This window comes from Malaciobacter canalis (assembly GCF_008000835.1).
Taxonomy (GTDB): Bacteria; Campylobacterota; Campylobacteria; order Campylobacterales; family Arcobacteraceae; genus Malaciobacter; species Malaciobacter canalis.
This window is the reverse complement of sequence record NZ_CP042812.1, coordinates 1,153,274-1,171,477: the sequence shown is the minus strand read 5'-3', so window position 1 is coordinate 1,171,477 and position 18,204 is coordinate 1,153,274. Positions and strand designations below refer to the sequence as shown.

General features: G+C 27.7%; 19 protein-coding genes. 9 read left to right on the top strand and 10 right to left on the bottom strand.

Annotated elements, in window-relative coordinates; all coding sequences use genetic code 11:
- The 3 genes from ACAN_RS05930 to ACAN_RS05920 form a co-directional block, all read right to left on the bottom strand.
- On the bottom strand, nt 1–1,254 hold the full coding sequence (locus ACAN_RS05930) for a coiled-coil domain-containing protein (RefSeq protein ID WP_099334190.1): 1,254 nt from the start codon (nt 1,252–1,254) through the stop codon (nt 1–3).
- Between the two features lie 127 nt (nt 1,255–1,381).
- Nucleotides 1,382–2,449, bottom strand: coding sequence for a 3-isopropylmalate dehydrogenase (gene leuB / locus ACAN_RS05925; protein WP_099334189.1), 1,068 nt, complete (start codon nt 2,447–2,449; stop codon nt 1,382–1,384).
- Nucleotides 2,436–2,948, bottom strand: coding sequence for a 3-isopropylmalate dehydratase small subunit (locus ACAN_RS05920; protein WP_079577247.1), 513 nt, complete (start codon nt 2,946–2,948; stop codon nt 2,436–2,438). Before ACAN_RS05920 ends, leuB begins: the two co-directional genes overlap by 14 nt.
- Nucleotides 2,949–3,122: 174 nt before the next feature.
- Here ACAN_RS05920 and rpoD point away from each other — a divergent pair, with 174 nt between their 5' ends.
- Nucleotides 3,123–4,976 carry an RNA polymerase sigma factor RpoD gene (rpoD, locus tag ACAN_RS05915; protein ID WP_079577246.1) on the top strand — a complete coding sequence of 618 codons (1,854 nt, stop codon included), beginning with the start codon at nt 3,123–3,125 and terminating at the stop codon, nt 4,974–4,976.
- 3 nt (nt 4,977–4,979) lie between these two features.
- Nucleotides 4,980–5,669, top strand: a complete 690-nt coding sequence (locus ACAN_RS05910) for a hypothetical protein (RefSeq protein WP_079577245.1) — start codon at nt 4,980–4,982, stop codon at nt 5,667–5,669.
- Here ACAN_RS05910 and ACAN_RS05905 read toward each other — a convergent pair.
- Genes ACAN_RS05905 through hemL form a run of 3 tightly spaced genes read right to left on the bottom strand, consistent with a single transcriptional unit; the run spans nt 5,644 to nt 7,783 of the window.
- On the bottom strand, nt 5,644–6,201 hold the full coding sequence (locus ACAN_RS05905) for a hypothetical protein (RefSeq protein ID WP_099334225.1): 558 nt from the start codon (nt 6,199–6,201) through the stop codon (nt 5,644–5,646). The two genes, ACAN_RS05910 and ACAN_RS05905, sit on opposite strands and share 26 nt — an antisense overlap.
- Nucleotides 6,185–6,490: an AtpZ/AtpI family protein gene (locus ACAN_RS05900; RefSeq protein WP_079577244.1), complete on the bottom strand. Its 306-nt coding sequence runs from the start codon at nt 6,488–6,490 to the stop codon at nt 6,185–6,187. Before ACAN_RS05900 ends, ACAN_RS05905 begins: the two co-directional genes overlap by 17 nt.
- Nucleotides 6,491–6,502: 12 nt before the next feature.
- Nucleotides 6,503–7,783, bottom strand: coding sequence for a glutamate-1-semialdehyde 2,1-aminomutase (gene hemL / locus ACAN_RS05895; protein WP_099334188.1), 1,281 nt, complete (start codon nt 7,781–7,783; stop codon nt 6,503–6,505).
- A 53-nt stretch (nt 7,784–7,836) separates the two neighbouring features.
- On the opposite strand from hemL, the gene ACAN_RS05890 reads away from it, so the two are divergent.
- Nucleotides 7,837–8,646 carry an energy transducer TonB gene (locus ACAN_RS05890; RefSeq protein WP_165773058.1) on the top strand — a complete coding sequence of 270 codons (810 nt, stop codon included), beginning with the start codon at nt 7,837–7,839 and terminating at the stop codon, nt 8,644–8,646.
- Between the two features lie 57 nt (nt 8,647–8,703).
- Here ACAN_RS05890 and ACAN_RS05885 read toward each other — a convergent pair whose 3' ends face one another.
- Nucleotides 8,704–9,810, bottom strand: a complete 1,107-nt coding sequence (locus tag ACAN_RS05885) for an FtsW/RodA/SpoVE family cell cycle protein (RefSeq protein ID WP_099334186.1) — start codon at nt 9,808–9,810, stop codon at nt 8,704–8,706.
- A 19-nt stretch (nt 9,811–9,829) separates the two neighbouring features.
- On the opposite strand from ACAN_RS05885, the gene ACAN_RS05880 reads away from it, so the two are divergent.
- The 6 genes from ACAN_RS05880 to ACAN_RS05855 are packed head-to-tail and all read left to right on the top strand — an operon-like array spanning nt 9,830 to nt 15,978.
- Nucleotides 9,830–10,816 carry an RluA family pseudouridine synthase gene (locus ACAN_RS05880; protein WP_099334185.1) on the top strand — a complete coding sequence of 329 codons (987 nt, stop codon included), beginning with the start codon at nt 9,830–9,832 and terminating at the stop codon, nt 10,814–10,816.
- Complete coding sequence (locus ACAN_RS05875) at nt 10,764–12,044, top strand: fibronectin type III domain-containing protein (RefSeq protein WP_099334184.1); 1,281 nt, start codon at nt 10,764–10,766, stop codon at nt 12,042–12,044. The genes ACAN_RS05880 and ACAN_RS05875 overlap by 53 nt, the downstream gene beginning before the upstream one ends.
- 3 nt (nt 12,045–12,047) lie before the next feature.
- Nucleotides 12,048–13,232, top strand: a complete 1,185-nt coding sequence (trmB, locus tag ACAN_RS05870) for a tRNA (guanosine(46)-N7)-methyltransferase TrmB (RefSeq protein WP_099334183.1) — start codon at nt 12,048–12,050, stop codon at nt 13,230–13,232.
- The gene (locus tag ACAN_RS05865; protein ID WP_079577237.1) at nt 13,232–13,894 is read left to right on the top strand and encodes a cell division ATP-binding protein FtsE; all 663 of its coding nucleotides are present in this window, start codon (nt 13,232–13,234) and stop codon (nt 13,892–13,894) included. Before trmB ends, ACAN_RS05865 begins: the two co-directional genes overlap by 1 nt.
- Nucleotides 13,881–14,699 (top strand): cell division FtsX domain-containing protein, encoded by an 819-nt coding sequence (locus ACAN_RS05860; protein WP_099334182.1) that lies wholly within the window; start codon nt 13,881–13,883, stop codon nt 14,697–14,699. Before ACAN_RS05865 ends, ACAN_RS05860 begins: the two co-directional genes overlap by 14 nt.
- Nucleotides 14,692–15,978 (top strand): murein hydrolase activator EnvC family protein, encoded by a 1,287-nt coding sequence (locus ACAN_RS05855; protein ID WP_099334181.1) that lies wholly within the window; start codon nt 14,692–14,694, stop codon nt 15,976–15,978. The genes ACAN_RS05860 and ACAN_RS05855 overlap by 8 nt, the downstream gene beginning before the upstream one ends.
- On the opposite strand, the gene ACAN_RS05850 is transcribed toward ACAN_RS05855, so the two are convergent.
- The 3 genes from ACAN_RS05850 to ACAN_RS05840 form a co-directional block, all read right to left on the bottom strand.
- Nucleotides 15,964–16,317 carry a winged helix-turn-helix domain-containing protein gene (locus ACAN_RS05850; RefSeq protein WP_099334180.1) on the bottom strand — a complete coding sequence of 118 codons (354 nt, stop codon included), beginning with the start codon at nt 16,315–16,317 and terminating at the stop codon, nt 15,964–15,966. The two genes, ACAN_RS05855 and ACAN_RS05850, sit on opposite strands and share 15 nt — an antisense overlap.
- A 73-nt stretch (nt 16,318–16,390) precedes the next feature.
- Nucleotides 16,391–16,810: an FKBP-type peptidyl-prolyl cis-trans isomerase gene (locus ACAN_RS05845; RefSeq protein WP_099310562.1), complete on the bottom strand. Its 420-nt coding sequence runs from the start codon at nt 16,808–16,810 to the stop codon at nt 16,391–16,393.
- 168 nt (nt 16,811–16,978) lie between these two features.
- Nucleotides 16,979–18,166 (bottom strand): tetrahydrodipicolinate N-succinyltransferase N-terminal domain-containing protein, encoded by a 1,188-nt coding sequence (locus ACAN_RS05840; RefSeq protein ID WP_099334179.1) that lies wholly within the window; start codon nt 18,164–18,166, stop codon nt 16,979–16,981.
- Nucleotides 18,167–18,204: the final 38 nt, after the last annotated feature.

The following is an 18,204-nucleotide window of genomic DNA, read 5'->3' as shown; positions in this document are numbered from 1 at the left end:
TTAAAATAAGACATCTTCTTCTTTTTGTTTTGAACTTTTGTTTATTTTTTCTGTTTTAAATTGTAAATATGAAGTAATCACTTTATGAAAACTTACATTTTTTGTAAAATCTTCTTTTGCAGTGATTTTATTTATTATAGTCTCCATTGATTCAATATTTTTTACTATTAGTTCTTCTTCTAATTCTGCATAAGTACTTAATAAAGAATCAAATGCAAAGTGATAGTGATATGCAAGTTTTCCCTTATCATTTAAAAGTTTTTTAATAAAAACCCATCTATCAAAAATAATAGACCAAGCTTTTTTCTGCTCTGTTGTTACACATAGCTGATTTATTATTTTTTTCCATCTATACAGTGCAAAGTATGCTTGATGACTTGACCATAACTCTCTTATCCACCAATCTTCATATTTTGGAAATCCTGGAAATCTTTTTTCAATTGCTTTTTCTATTTTAATATTTTTTGTTTTTAAAAGTTTGTTACTTAAAGTTTTCATTGTTGATTGAATATCAAGGAGTTCTTGTTTTTTTGTATTTTTATCTGTTTGTTTAGCTTGTAAAAGTTCTTCTTGTTCTTTATAAGATTCTTCAATTTTTTTTATTTGTTCATTTTTTTCTTCTTCTAAATCTTTTTGTTTTTGAGAAGCTTTTTCATTGATACTTTTTATATGATCTTGTATATTTGATTTTAAAACATAAAAATGAAGTACAACAATAGGAATTAAAAAATCTATTGTTTGAAACTCTTGTAAGTTTTCATCTTCAATTTGTTCTTTAATAGCTTTAAACTCACTTTTGATATCTTCTAATTTAGCATGAAACTCATCTAAATCAGAAAGATTTAACTCCAAAGATTTCTCAGCCATTTCAAGTAACTCTTTATCTTCAAACTGAATGCCCTCAGGTAATTCATCTAAAATTCTTAAAACTTCTAGTTTTTTATCACTACTTTCTTCTTTATTTAGTTTTATTCTAGAAGGTTGTGCATCAAAATATTTTTTTCTCTCTGCTAAAATCACAAGTTGCTCTTTTTCTCTTAAAGCTTCTCCTTCAATTGATTGAAGTTGTTCTAACATTTTTTTATATTTTTCTACTAGTTGTGTTGCTAATTCAAGTGAATTTTCAGCCGACGCTAAACCCATACGAGAGAGTCTATATACACCAGTTTCATGATTTTTAATCTGTTTTTCTTGTAAAGCAATTTTTGTTTCATTATCTTTAATGAGTTCTTCTAAAGCAATAATACTTTCCATTTTTAATTACCTTTTAAAGATTTTATCTAAATTTATATCAAAAGAATAAATTATTTGAACAAAAAATCAAAAAATCTGAAATTAAATATTTATAAAAGAGTTTTTTTTATAAATAAGAGAAAGTCTCTTATTTATTTATATTATTTGCTATAATATCACCCATTTCTGCTGTTGTAACAATCTCTTTTGCATCATATGCTGCTAAATCTTTTGTTCTATAACCATCTTTTAGTGCTTTTTTAATAGCTGCATCAATTTTATTTGCTGCTTCATCTTCACCTAAAGAGTATCTAAGCATCATTCCAGCACTTTCAATTGTAGCAATAGGGTTTGCAATTCCTTGTCCAGCAATATCAGGTGCACTACCATGAATTGGCTCATAAACTGCTGTTTTATCACCAGTACTAGCACTTGGCAATAATCCAATTGAACCAACTACCATTGAAGCTGTATCTGATAATATATCTCCAAAAATATTTCCTGTTACAATAACATCAAACTGCTTTGGATTTCTAACAAGTTGCATAGCTGCATTATCTACATACATATGAGATAATTCCACTTCTGGATAATCTTTTGATAACTCTTCCATTGTATCTCTCCATAATTGAGAAACCTCAAGAACATTTGCTTTATCAACAGAACAAACTCTTTTATCTCTTTTCATTGCAAGCTCAAAAGCTTTTTTACCAATTCTTTCAATTTCAGGTTTTGTATAAACCATAGTATTAAATGCTTTAAAACCATCATTTTCTCTTGGTTGTCCAAAATATATTCCACCAATAAGCTCACGCACAACCATAATATCAACACCTTCAATAACTTCAGGCTTAAGTGTTGAAGCATTTACTAATTCATCATAAATAAGTGCAGGTCTTAAATTTGCATATACACCCATAGCTTCTCTAAACTTTAAAAGTCCAGTTTCAGGTCTAAGTTCTCTTGGAAGTGTATCCCATTTTTCTCCACCAATTGAACCAAATAAACAAGCATCAGAGTTTAAAACACCTTGTACCGTTTCATCAGGAAGTGGAACACCTGTCATATCAATAGCAATTCCACCCATTAAATACTCTTTATACTCTAAAGAAAATCCACAAGAGTAAGAAACAGCATCTAGTACTTTAATTGCCTCATCAACAATTTCAGGACCAATTCCATCACCTTTAATAATTGAAATATTATAGTTTTTCATTATTTTCCTTCTTTATTTCTTCTTTTGCATAGTTTATTAATCCACCAACTGAAATTAACTCTTGCATAAACTCAGGGATAGGAATAAATTCATATGATTTATTAGTTGTGTTATTAATAATTTTTCCATTATCAAGATCAATAGAAATTTCATCATTCTCTTTTATTTCTAAAGCTTCTGGTAGTTCAAAAATTGGTAATCCCATATTAAAAGCATTTCTATAAAAAATTCTAGCAAATGATGGGGCTACCACAGCAGCAACTCCAGCAGCTTTTAAGGCAATTGGAGCATGTTCTCTACTAGAACCACAACCAAAATTTTCACCAGCAACAATAATATCACCTTTTTGTAGCTTCTTAGGAAAATCTGGATCTGCATCTTCCATTACATATTTTGCCAAATGTTCAGGTTCTGAACTATTTAAATATCTAGCAGCAATAATAATATCAGTATCTATATTTGCTCCAAAATTCCATACTTTTCCAGTAATTACATTCATATTCTGTCCTTAAGTTTTAGTATTTCTCCATACAATTTTTATCTTATATAATTTTAAATGAAGACGCATTTTATCTAATTATTTAAAAATAATAGATTAAATAGATAAATTTAATTATTTTTTTAACTAATTTCGGTATAATATATGACTATCTTAAATAAGGAACTTTATTATATGAGTGCAAAAGATTTAAATAAATCAATAGAACAAATTGTTAAAGAGTACAAAGATTCTATCTTAACTTATGAAAAAATCATTAAAATCTTTCCAAAAGCACCTTCAGCAGCAAATGTTAAAAAACTTCTAGCTTTAGTTCAGTTATATAATGTACAACTAATTAGTTCGCAAGAACAAGCTAAAAGAATGAATGCCGAAGAAGCAAAAAGAAAAGCAGAACATAGAAACAAACTAAGAGAAAACGAAGAAGATGTATATGACTTACTAAAGAATAAAGAACTTTTAGAATGGAGTAGATCAGATTCACCTGTTAGAATGTATCTTAGAGAAATGGGACAAATTCCTCTTTTAACAAAAGAAGAAGAAATCGAAATTTCTAAAAAAATAGAAATGGGTGAAGATGTAATTCTTGATGCCATTTGTTATGTTCCATATTTAATTGACTTTATTCTTGAGTATAAAGAACCTTTAGTAAATAGAGAGAGAAAAGTTAAAGAACTTTTTAGAAACTTTGATGATGAAGATTCAGACGATAAAGATGATGACATTGAAGAAGACTCTGAACCAGAAGAGGAAGAAGAGAAAAAAGGTAAAAAACAGAAAAAACTTGATAAAAGAGCAGAAACAATTATTGCAGCTTTTAAAGTTTTAGAAAAAGCAAAAAAAGATTGGTTAAAATTTTTGACAAAAGAATCAGCTAAATCTGATGATGAAATTGATCAAATGCAACACAATTTAGCTATTGCTTTTAAGAAAAAAATATTAAAAGAGGCTTTACTTGATTTAGGTCCAACTTCAAAACTTATTAGTGAAATCGTAAGAGCTATGGAAACTGCACTAAAATCTGACACTGGTTTTGAGCATGAGTTAAAAAGATTAGAGTATAGATTACCACTTTTTAATGATATGCTAAAGAAAAACCACCAAAAGATTTTGGACAATATCTTGAATTTAACTAAAGTTCAAATTACTTCTATGGTTCCAGAAGCTACTATGGTAAGCACTTATATGGAGATTAAAAAACTTTTCCAAACAGCAGAAGCTAGTAAAGATGGATTTGATTTAGAACCAGAAGAGTTAAAAGATGTTCTAGAACAAATTAAAAGAGGTAAACAAATAACTGATCAAGCTAAGACGAGAATGGCAAAATCAAACCTTAGACTTGTAGTATCTATTGCAAAAAGATATACAAATAGAGGTTTACCTTTCCTTGATTTAATTCAAGAAGGAAACATAGGTCTTATGAAAGCAGTTGATAAGTTTGAGTATAAAAAAGGTTATAAATTCTCTACTTATGCTACATGGTGGATTAGACAAGCAATTAGTAGAGCAATTGCAGATCAAGCAAGAACTATTAGAATTCCAATTCATATGATTGAGACTATTAATAGAATCAATAAAATCATTAGAAAAGGTATTCAAGAAAATGGTAAAGAGCCAGATGTAGAAGAGATTGCAAAAGAAGTAGGACTTCCTGTTGATAAAGTTAAACAAGTAATCAAAATCACTAAAGAGCCAGTTTCACTTGAAGCACCAATAGGTAGTGATGATGATGGTAAATTTGGAGACTTTGTACCTGATGAAAAAGCTCCAACTCCTGTTGATAATATCATGAAAGAGGATTTACAAGGTCAAATTGACCAAATTCTTGCTCAATTAAATGAAAGAGAACAAGCAGTTGTAAGAATGAGATTTGGTCTTATGGAAGATGCTAGTGATAGAACACTTGAAGAGATTGGAAAAGAATTAAGTGTTACTAGAGAAAGAGTAAGACAAATAGAATCAAGTGCAATTAAAAAATTAAAACACCCTAAAGTTGGGAAAAATCTTAAGAATTACGTAGAAAGCTAATATATGAGTAATAACTTCTTTGAAAAGTGGGTAGAGCTAGACTTAAATCCAATAATATCATTTTCTTCTACGGGAAAGATACTTTACTCAAATCAAGAAGCACAGTTTTTACTTAGTCGAATATCTCAAAAAGAGATATTTGATTTAGCTGTTGAGTATGCACCTAAAAGCTTCGGTGCAGAAACTACTTATATTGATTTACATATGAAAAACTATATTTTTTATGCAGTTACTGTTTCATATGAAAACGAAGAAGCTATCAATATAAAACTATACAAAAGTACTATGGTAAAAAAAGAGTCAAAACTTAATACTAAAAATAGTGATATGGTAAATGTATTTACTTTAGTTGATTTATCTATTTCAGCAATGAAATCTAAATCAGATATAAAATTTATCAAAAATTACGACCCTTCTATTCCTGATTTTAAATTAAATGCAAAAGAGTTTATAAAGATATTAAACTCATCTTTAGAGTGCTTTAACTCTTCATCTACAATTACAACAACAATAATGCTAAAAATTGGAGAGTATATTAAAATTGAAAAGAAAAAATACTCACTTATATCAATAGAAGTATCTAGTAAAAATTTAGCAGATTATAGTAATTTTAAGTATGAAGATAGTTCATCTTACTTTATTCTTACAAAAGATAAGTCAAAAATTGCTATTGACTTACCTCTGATTTTATAATTAGTTTTGTTAATAATACAGCAATAGGAACTATTCCTAGACCAATTAAAAAAGGTATTGGTAAAAAAAGATTATTGTTATTTAGTGCAAAAAATCCAAATATCAATATACCATATCCTAATAATCTATAAATAGAGACAAAGCCACCTGCTGAAAATAGTGTATTTTTAAAAGAGTTTCTTTTTACTTTAGTCTTTTCTTCTTTTATAATCTCTTTGATTTTTTCTGGTGTTAATTCTTCTTCTTTTATAGGTTCTATATCCTGTGAATATAAATCAAAAGGATCATCAATTTCATCTACTTTATCTCTATCTTCTATCTTAGTTTCCATTTTACTATCAAAATTTTTCAATCTATTTTGTATATTTCTTTTATATGATAAAAAAGAAGAAACAGTAATAATTATAGAAGCAAAAAAAGCAACTTGTGAGTTAAGTAACCAATAAAAATTTTCAAAAGATAAAGAGTAAATTATAATGCAAAGGTCTACAAGTAAAAAGACCTTTGCAAAATTCTTAATCATCTTCATCATCAAATTTTTTATCCCCATATTTTGCTCTATGGGCATATCTTGGATCGTTTTCTAATCCCTCATACTCTTTTTGAGCTCTTTTATATGCTTTTACTATATTTAATACAGCTGCTGCAACACCCCAAAAAAGTCCTAGCCACAATAGCCAGTCATATCCAAATAGATGTTTCAAGCCATACCCTACACCAAATCCAATTGCAACTGCTGCAACTAAAGAGAGTCCTAAAGATAAATTATCTAAAGCTCTTAACTTAGATTGGTGTTTTGGTTGTTGATTATTATTTTCCATATATTTCCTATCTTATAATTTTGCCATAACTTCTTGTGCAGCTTTAATACAATTGTCAATATCCTCATCACTTATTGCTTCACACATAAATGCTGCTTCATATTGAGAGCAAGCAAAATAAAAACCTCTTTTTAGCATCTCTTGATGAAATTTTGCAAATCTATCGAAGTTACAAGTACCAACTTCTTTAAAGTTTCTTGGTGGTTTTTCACAAAAGAAGAACCCAAACATAGAACCTCTTGAGTCAACTTGAAATGCAATATTATTATCTTCTGCTGCTTTTTTAAATCCTGCTAATAGTTTTGTTACTTTTTGGTTTAAATTTTCATATAAATCTTTTTTAGCTTTAATTTTTCTAAGACTTACTAGCCCTGCTGCCATAGCAACTGGATTTCCACTTAAAGTACCAGCTTGATAAACTGCTCCATCAGGACTTAAATGAGCCATAATTTCACTACTAGCAGCAAAAGCACCAACTGGCATACCAGCACCAATTACTTTACCAAAAGTTATAATATCTGATTTAGTATTAACTACACCATGAGCTCCTGTTAAACTAGCTCTAAAACCACTCATTACTTCATCAAATATTAAAAGAGCACCATTTTCATCACAAAGTTTTCTACATTGTGCTAAAAACTCTTCATCAGCTGGAACAAATCCCATATTTCCTGCAATTGGTTCAATAATAATACAAGCAATATCATCACTTGCTTCAAAACATTTTTTTAACTCATCAATATTATTATATTCACAAAGTAATGTATGTTTTGTTAAATCTGCTGGAACACCAGGTGAGCTTGGAGTACCAAAAGTAGCCATACCAGAACCTGCTTGAACTAATAATGAATCAGAGTGTCCATGATAGCATCCCTCAAATTTTAAAATTCCATTTTTACCTGTAACACCTCTTGCTAATCTAATAGCACTCATTACAGCTTCTGTTCCAGAGTTTACAAATCTAACTTTATCTATATTGTCATACATCTCAACAATTTCACTTGCAAGTTCAGTTTCTAATACAGTTGGAGCACCAAAACTTAAACCTTTTTTTACAGTTTTAATTACAGCTTCTTCAATATCTTTATCACAATGTCCAAAAATCAAAGGACCCCAGCTTTGAACAAAATCTAAATATTTATTACCATCTACATCAACAAGGTAAGCACCCTCACCTCTATCAATAAATGGAGGCGTTCCACCTACACTTTTAAATGCTCTAACTGGTGAATCAACTCCACCAGGAATTACTTTTTTCGCTTCTTCATATGCTGTTATTGATTTATCAAACATTAAATATCCTATCTTTGTTAAATTTAAAAGCTTCATTATACTATAATCCCGTTATGAAAACGTTTATACTAGCACTTATTTTTTCAATTATTATACATATACTTTTTTTATTCAATTACAAGGTTGAAAAAAAGCAAGAAGATTTCCATGAGAAAAAGATAGAGAGTAAAAAGAAAAAAAGCTCTATTACATATGTTCAGCTTAAAAAACCAAAACCAATAAAAAAAAGTGAACCAAAAATCACAGAAGAAAAAAAGAGTTTCAAAAAAGAAATTCCAAAGAAATTCAAAGAAGTAAAAAAAGAGATAAAGCCTCAAAAAAGAAGAGAAAAAGTTGTAAAAACAAAAAAAGAAGTTGTTAAAGAGTCCAAGAAAATTGTTAAAAAACAAAAAGAGTTCAAAAAAGTACAAAAAGAAGTTAAACCTCAAGAAAGAAGAAAAAGTGTAGATAAAAGCTCACTTGAAAACTTTTTACTTGAAAATCCTGTATTAGACAAAGAGTTACTTGATGATGTAACAAAAAGTTATATTAAACTTTATGGTGATGAATATGATAAGTTTACAAAAGTTCAAAAAGCATTTTTACAAAATAACTTAAAAGATATTGGAAGAATTACACAAAAATATTTAAGTTCTAAAGGTTATCCAAGAATTGCAATAAGGACAAAACAACAAGGGGTGAATGTAGTTGAATTCTTTTTGTATCCAAATGGCGATATAAAAGGCTTGAAAGTTATAAACTCTTCTAGTTACACAGTCTTAGATGAAAATAGTATAGATACAATAAAAATTGCATATAAAGATTATCCAAGACCTAAAGAGGTTACAAAAATAAGAATATATGTTCATTATAGATTATATTAAAAGTAAGGTAACTAGAATTAAATAGTTACTTTACTATGAAAAATAATATACCTTTTATTATAATTTTCTTTCAAAATCATACATATCCATAAATCTAAATGCAAGTAAATTTTCTAATATTGCAATTAGTACTATAAAATTTATAAAGGAACTTCCACCATATGAAAAAAGTGGCAAGGGAAGTCCAACAACTGGAGCAAAACCTATAACCATAAGTATATTTACACTCATATTAAAAAATATCAATAAACCAACTCCTGAAGCAAAGGCTCTAATTATAAAATCATCTTTAAAGTAGGAGTTCATTAAAAGCAAGTGATAAATCAATAAAGTATAAATTACTATCAGTAAAACTGCACCTAAAAAACCATATCTTTCAACAAAAAAAGCAAAAATAAAATCACTAGTAGCAATTGGTAGAAACTTTAATTGTGTTTGTGTTGCTTCATCACTATCTTTACCGTTTAAACCTCCTGAACCTATTGCTATTATGGATTGTTGTACATGGTAACTTGGTTTTTCAGAAACAAAATCTATTATTCTTTTCTTTTGATAATCTTTGATTAAATATGTGTACGCAAAAGGTGCACTAACTGCAATTAGAATTAATATAGATGCCCAAATTCTCCAATTTACTCCTATTACAAATAAAATACCATATCCAACTAAAAGTAAAACAAGTGCTGTTCCTAAATCTGGCTCTTTTGCAATTAAAACAAAAGGTAATAAAATATAAAAAGAGAAGTAAATAAAATCTTTAATTCCATAACCATCACTTGGTGGAGGTCTATTATGAACCAAATAACCAATCATTAGAATAAATACAGGTTTTATAACTTCTGAGGGTTGAATAGTAGTTTCTAAAAATGGAATACTAATCCATCTTTTAGCTCCAAGCCTACTTTCACCCCAAAACTCAACTGAGAGTAAAAGTGCAATACCTATCCAATAAAATAATGGCATTAGTCTTATATGTTTTCTAATTGGAAGTAAAAATACACCAATAAAAAAAAGTAAAGATAAAGAAAAATAGACCAATTGTTTATTGGCCAATGTTTCATTGGTTTCACTTATCAAATGGTATGATAATAGTATTAATGGTAAAATAAAAATTATTAATAAATAATCAAAATGAGATACAATTCTCTTATCAAATAAACGCATAATGAAAGAGTAGCAAAATATGGATAAAAATTTTATTGTTTACAGCCCAAATAGACTCGATAAGTTTCTTTCAATGCATATAGATGCATCAAGAAATCAAATAGAACAGCTTATAAAAAAGGGCTTTGTTAAAGTTGATGAAAAAGAATCAAAAAAAACAGGATTGAAGTTAAAAGAGAATCAAAAAGTTAGTGTAAATTTTCCAAAAGCAGAAATTTCTAAAATCAAAGATAAAGATTTTATAATTGAGTCTTTAAAAGACAAAGAGATAAAAGTTATCTATGAAGATGAACATATACTAGTTTTAAATAAGCCTTATAACTTAACAGTGCATGATGCACCAAGTGTAAAAGATGCCACTTTAGTTGATTGGTTAAAATTAAAAGAGATATCTCTTTCAACAATAAGTGGAGAGCAAAGACATGGAATTGTACATAGACTAGATAAAGGTACAAGCGGTGTTATGGTTGTTGCAAAATCAAATGAAGCACATGCTAAATTAGCAAAACAATTAGAAGATAAATCAATGGGTAGATACTATTTAGCAATTATAGATTTACCATTAAAAGAGAATATGATTATTGAAAAACCAATTGCAAGAAATCCCAACAATAGATTAAAAATGGCAATTGTTGAAAATGGAAAATTTGCAAAATCTGCATTTGCAAAAATTGCTTTAAGTAAAAATGAAAAATATGAATTAATTGCTGCAAAACTTTTTACAGGAAGAACTCATCAAATAAGAGTTCATATAAGTTCGATAAGTAGGCATATTCTAGGGGATAATTTATATGGATTTAAGGGCGAATTAAATAAAATAAATAGATTTTATCTGCATGCTTATAGTTTATATCTTTATCATCCAATAACAAACGAAAAAATGAGCTTTAAGGCAGATTTACCCGATGATATAGAACAATTTTTACAGAATAATTTTAAAATGGAGAATATTGATGAAAAACTTGATGAAAATCACATCATCACTTGCTTTGATTCTTTTAGTTAGTGGTTGTAGTTACAAAGGTGACTTAATGTCAGCTAAAAAACCAAAAATCGATGAAACACTTGAAGTAGTTGATTCTAATTCGATTAGATCTATTAGTGATGTTAATGCGATTGCATTTGAGTGGAAAAAAGTTGATGATACAAGAGTTACAGGTTATAATTTTTATAGAGCAAATTTACAAAAAGATGGAACTAAACTAAAACTTATTGATACTATTGAAAACAAATATATAACTCACTATTTAGATACAAATGTTGAACCAAATACAAAATATGTTTATAAAATCTCTAGTGCAACAAAAAATGATCTTGAATCAAAAACAACAAAAGATTATATAGTTTCAACATTAGACTTACCAGAGGGAATTAGCTTTATTCAAGCTATTTCAAATCTTCCAAGACAAATTAAAATTGTTTGGAGACCTCATGGAAATGAAAGAGTTGCATACTATAAAGTTGAAAGAAGCTCTCCTCAAACTCCAAAATGGAAAGAGCTAGATGATGTAAAAGGAAGACTTCAAGCTGAATATATTGATGAAGATTTAAAAGATAGTGTAGTTTACAATTATAGAGTAACTGCATATACTTTTGATGATATCCCAACAAAGCCAAGTCAAATAGTAAAAGCACAAACAAAAGCTTTACCAGCTGGAATTTATACATTAAAAGCTTCAACAAATAAACCAAGAAAAATAGTATTAAACTGGAATGCATCTGAGTCTTCTGATGTGGTAAGATATAATATTTATAGAAGTTCAAGTGCAACAAGTGGTTTTTCTTACTTAAAAAGTGTTAATAGTAAAACATTGGATTATGAAGATTTCATCAATGAAGATGGAAAAATCTTTTTTTATAAAATTACTGCAACTGATAAAGATGGTTTAGAAAGTAGTTTAAATGTAAATGCAGTTATGGGTTCTACTTTAAATAAAGTAAATAAACCAATTATGACATTAGCACAAATTCAAGGTGAAAAAGCGATTTTAAATTGGCAAAGTGCTGATAAAAGAACAGTTAGCTTCAATGTTTATAAAACAGTAAAAGATGGTATGTTCAATAAAAAGACTATTAAAATATCTGGAATAAAAGCATTAAGATATGAAGATAAAGATATCGTAAGAGGTGTTGAGTATAGCTATTCAATTCAGTCTGTTGATGAGTTTGGAATTGCATCTGAAAAAACAGATACAACACAACTAATATTACCTAAATTAAGAGAGTTAAAATAATCAATGCCTCATATAGTTTTTAATAATGAAAAAAATATAAAAACACCATTTGAAAAAAATGGTGTTGATTTTAAGTTTTGTGCAAAATCATATAACTTTACTAAAGAAGATAGAAGAGTAGAGTATAAAATTGGTGTAAGTTATGAGAATAAAGAGTTTTTACTAACTTTAAAAGACAAAAATGACAATAGAATGCTAAAAGCAGATAAAGTAACAAGAGTTACTCCTGTTACTTTAGTAAAAGATGCATTAAATGCATATGTAGATGAAATTGGTGCAAATATTATTTTTTCAAATACAAATAGTTTTAATCAAAAAATAGAGCCTAAAAAAGAGTATTTAAAAGATATACAATATTTTGTTGATGATTTTAAAACTAATAAAGAAATTCAAATAGAAATTGGGTTTGGAAGTGGAAGACACTTACTTTATCAAGCAAAGAAGAACCCTAATGTTCAATTTATTGGATTAGAGATTCATACTCCCTCAATTGAACAACTTTTAAAACAGTTAAAAATTCAAGAAATAGATAATGTTTTAGTTGTAAATTATGATGCAAGACTTTTTATGGAGTTTATAGATTCAAATAAAGTTGGCAAAATATTTGTACACTTTCCAGTACCATGGGATAAAAAACCCCATAGAAGAATCTATTCAAATGAGTTTATAGATGAAGCACTAAGAGTGTTGATGCCAAAAGGAACACTTGAACTAAGAACAGATAGTAGAAAATATTTTGATTATTGTGTTGAGCTTTTGACTAATTTAAATAGTGGGAAAATCACAATTGATATAAATAAAGATTTAGAAGTTTCAAGTAAATATGAAGATAGATGGAAGAAACAAGGTAAAAGTATTTATGATGTTGTTTTACAATGCCAAAGAGAAGATGAAGATATTGATTTAAAATATGACTTCACTTTTGGAAAAATAAATCTTGAAAAGTTTAAAGATATAATTTCAAACAAACCTATGCGTGATGAAAACTTTTTTATTCATATAGAAGATTTATTTTTATTAGATGAACCAAACTCAGGATTAATTGAAGTTACCTTTGGAAGTTTTAATAGACCACTTAGTAAATATATATATGTAGAAAATAATAAGGCTTCATATTATCAAGGAACTCCTCTTCCTACAAGTTCAAATATTAAAGCCCATGAAAGATTAAAAGAGATTTTAAAATAATGATAAAAGCAAAAAATATCTACTTAGCATATGATGAAAATAAATTTATTATAAAAAAAGGAAACTTTGCAATTAATAGTAAAGAGTTTATTTTTATTGGTGGAACAAGTGGTAGTGGAAAATCTACACTTTTGAAATCATTTTATGGAGATATTGGCTTAAAACATGGTAGTTTAAATATTGATGGACAAGAGATGTACAATATCTCTGCAAAAATGCTAAGAAAAGTAAGAAGAGATATTGGAATAATTTTTCAAGATTATAAACTTATACATGAGTGGACAATTGAAGAAAATATAATGATTCCCCTTAAAATAAATGGATATTCAAATGAAATATCAAGGGATCAAGCAACAAAACTTTTACATCACGTTAAGCTTGGTCACAGAGCAGGATATTATCCAAATGAATTAAGTGGGGGAGAACAACAAAGAGTAGCAGTAGCAAGAGCATTAGCACATAATCCAAAGTTAATCATTGCAGATGAACCAACAGGAAACCTAGATGACTATTCTGCTGAAGTTGTATGGAACTTATTAAAAGGTGCAAATGAGCAATTAGGAATAACCGTTGTAGTTGTAACGCATAGGGTTCCTAAGAATTTTGGAATTAGATTTAGGCAATTATCAATTGAAGATGGGATAATATATGAAGTTTCTTAAAAATATTCTTGCATTTGTTATACCACTTAGTGCGATGCTAATAACATTTACCTTATATTTGTTTGCACAAAATACAGTAAATCAATATAAGAAAAAAATATCAAATGATTACTCAATAGTTGTAATAACAAATACACCTTTAATAAAAGAGAATATAAATAAGCTTTCAAATATAAATGTAAATAGAATTGTTACATTAAAAAAAGAAGAGATTATAAATGATATCAAATCAAATTTATCAGATACTTCTATTAAGCTATTAAGACAAAAATTACCAAATTTTTATAAAATTCATTTAGAAGAATTCCCTACAACAACTGAATTAAATAATATAAAAGATGAACTTTATAAGAATAAAAATATAAGAAAGGTTGAAATCTTTTCAAAAAACCATAATCAAGTCTTTTTACTGCTACTACTTATAAATGAAATAAGTTTAGTTCTTTTTGTTGTTATTTTAATCTTTTCAATTTTAATACTAGCAAAACAAATTCAAATTTGGTTTTATGAACATCAAGAAAAAATTGCCATACTACAACTACATGGAGCTTCTATTTTATATAGTTCTTCTACAATAATAAAATATGCAATTTTAAGTGCCTTTATTGCTTTTTTCTTAGTTGCAGGACTATTTACATTTTTAGTAAATAATTTGATTTTAATTTTTCCTCAAGAGTTAAGTGAAATAGTTGATGTTGAAATATCATTAAGTAGTGAATTAGTTAAATTGTTCTTTCTATCTCTTGGTATTTCTATTTTAACAATATTTGGTGTATTAATAAAATATAAGATTAAAAATGATTAAATTAATATTAGCTATTGCTTTAATTTTTAATTTCTTAAATGCTTCAAGTAAAAGTATTGAAAAAAAGATTGAAACAAATAAATCAATACTTGATAAAAGCAAATCAAGAAAGATGAGAACAACTCTAAAAATAAAGCTTTTAGCAAAACAAATTGAATCACAAAACCAAGAACTTACAAATCTTGAAAAACAAATAATTAATGTTAATAATGATATAAAAAAACATCAAAACTTACTTGACACTTCAAGAGAAAACTTAAACAAACTTCAAGAAAAATCAAAAAATCTAATAGAAAAGAAAAAAACAAATGAAGAACAAATTGTTGATACAATTATTGAAAACTTCACTTCATCTATTGCAATAAAACTAGCAAAAGAGAGTTCAGAAAAAGAGTTAATAGACAAAGAGATTTATACTTTGCTTTCACAGCACTCAAAAGATGAGATTTTAAAACTAAATAATAACTATGAAACAATAACATTAAATAAAAAAGAGAATGAAAAAAAAATCGATACTATTAAAGAGTATATAGAAGAAAGAACTAAGAAAAAAGTAGAATTAAACAAACTTATAAACGAACACTCAAACTCTATAAAATCACTTGAGAATAAGCATGAGACATATCAAAAAGAGTTAAAGAGTGTAATAAAAAAACAACAAGAGTTATCATCTTTATTAAGTCAACTAAATATTTTAAAATCAAAAGAGCTTGAAAAAGAGAAAGCAAGAAGAGAAAGGGCAAGATTACTTGCATTAAAAAAGAAAAGAGAGCAACAAAGAAAAGGTCAAAGCAATACTAAAAATGAAGTTCAAAAAAGATATGCACAAGATATTGATTTGGATGTTAGAATGCTTGGTTCTTCAACAAGAGGTGTTAAAATATCAAGATATAGAGGTAAGAAAACTATTTCACCATTAAAAAGCTTTAAAGTTATAAAAAAGTTTGGAAAATATTATGACCCTGTATATAAAATAAAACTATTTAATGAATCAGTTATATTAAAAACAAATAGACCAAAAGCAAAAGTTTTCGCAATATTTAATGGAAAAATTGTTTATGCAAAGAAAAATGCAGGTATGCTTGAGAATGTTGTAATAGTACAACACAGCAATGGACTACACACAATATACTCACACCTTGATGAAATAGCTCCAACACTAAAGGTTGGTAAATGGATTAAAAAAGGTTATGTAATTGGAAGAGTAAGTGATACATTGAATTTTCAAGCAACGAAAAATTCATTTCATGTAAATCCAAAAGATTTATTTAGAATCTAATAACTCTTTTGTGAATTTTTCATTTATTACTTTTAAAAACTCATCATGCTCTTTTTTCAAAGTTTTATAAGTTTGTATAATTTTTTTACCATAATTTGTTATTGTATAGATATTTTGATTTTCTTTATTTTGAATAGCCAAAGGTTTATTTGCAATTTTATTAATTGAGATAATATTTTTTAAGGCAATATCATAATCAATATTTGCTTCTTTTGCAGCAACTTTTAGATTGCTATTATCAATAAGTTTTTCTAATAGATTTATTCTACCAGGTCCCATAAAATTTCCACCATCTTTTTGAACCCAGATTTGTCCACCAATATTATATTTGTTTTCCATGTGTATAATGTAGCCTAAAATTGTTAAAGTTTATATAAAAATCAAATGAAGTAAGTAAACTTACTTCATTAAATTATACAATTGAGTTAACTGTAATTGAAAAGTTTAAATCTTTTCCAGCTAATGGGTGATTAAAATCAACTACTACTTCATTTTCTTTGATTTCTTCAACTACAACTTGAATTGGTTGTCCATCTTGTCCTTGACCTTGTAAAGGCATTCCAACGCTTAATTCAATTCCTTCAAATTGCTCTTTTGGTAAAGTTTGTTTTGCTTCTTCATTATACTCACCATAAGCTTCAGCTGCTGGAACTGCAATCTCTTCTTTGTCACCCTCATTCATTTCAATCATTCTTGATTCTAAACCTGGAATTAACTGTCCAGTACCAAAAGTAAACTCTAAAGGATCTTTGTCAATGTTACTATCAACTACTTCCCCATTAATTTTTAATTCATAAGTGATTGACACTACTTGATTGTTTTCTATAGCCATATTGACTTCTCCTTTTGTATTATTTAAAGCTAAAACTATATCAAAAAAAAATAACATGCCAATAAAAAATGGCTATTTATGCTATTAAATCTTGAAATCGATGATTAAAATGAAGTTTATTCTTTGTTTTTAGATAATTTAGAAGAAGAGCTAAAGCTCTTCTTAAATTTAGTGTAAGTCTTTATTTAGTTTTACTTCTCTTGTACTTCTCATAGCAACTGTTTGTCCAGTAGTAGAGTTAACTCTAAAATGTACGCCATTTACACCTTGGAAATCCATTCCTTTCATAACTGTTTTAATCTCTTTATTTGGATTTATCTCTTTTAATTGTTCAACAGCTTTTTCTGAAAGTGTAATCTTTGTTCCAGGTAAAATTGTAACACCTGCATCTAAAATACAACCATCACCAATTGCTGTACCTGTGCAAGAGTTAGCTCCAAGTAAAGTATTTTCTCCTATTGTAACAGGAACTCCATCTGTTCCAGAAAGAACACCAAGAATTGAAGCTCCTCCTCCAACATCTGAACCAGCACCTACTTTTGCACTTGAAGATATTCTACCCTCAACCATAACAGCACCTTCAGTTCCTGCATTAAAATTAATATATGAAGCACCTGGCATAACTGTTGTTCCTGCTGCTAATTGTGCACCAAATCTCACCTTTGAAGTCTCTAATATTCTAGTATTATCAGCAGGAATTACATGTCCTAAAAATCTTGGGAATTTATCTATCATATCAATTGTAGGATATTTACCTGATAATTTAAGAGTTATTTCATTTTGTCTTAACCAATCTAACTCAACTGGTTGATTTCCAATCCATGCGCAGTTTTCAAGTTTTCCAAAAGCACCATTTAAATTTAAGCTTCTTAATTTTGCTTTTCCTAAAGATAAAGCATATAGTTTTAAATAAACAGTTTCTGCACTTTGTGGTGCTTCATCTTCAAATAAAAATACAACTTTGAAATTTTCTGATGTTAATCCACTATCAATTGGTAAAGAAGCAAGTGTAGATATAACTTGTACATTTTTATGTTCATCACCTTTTGCTTCTGGAATATATGGTCTAAAAGACTCTATACATTTTTCTAAAAATTTATCATTTATTTCACAAACTAACTCTGATTTTGAAGTATCAACTTCTACTCCACTTTCTTTTAAAGCATTTAATAAAATTGCTGCACTTCCAAAGTTTTCTTCCCAATTTACAATAGGAAAAGTCGCTTGTAGTATTTTTTCTTTATTTAATTGACCTCTATCAACTCTTGCAATACCAAAACCAATAGGGTTTTTGTACCAACTTTGAGATTGAATATCCGTTACTAGTTGTTTAAAATCATCTTTAGTGTAAGCCATTTATTCTCCTTAAATTTTGTGGATTATACTATAAAGTT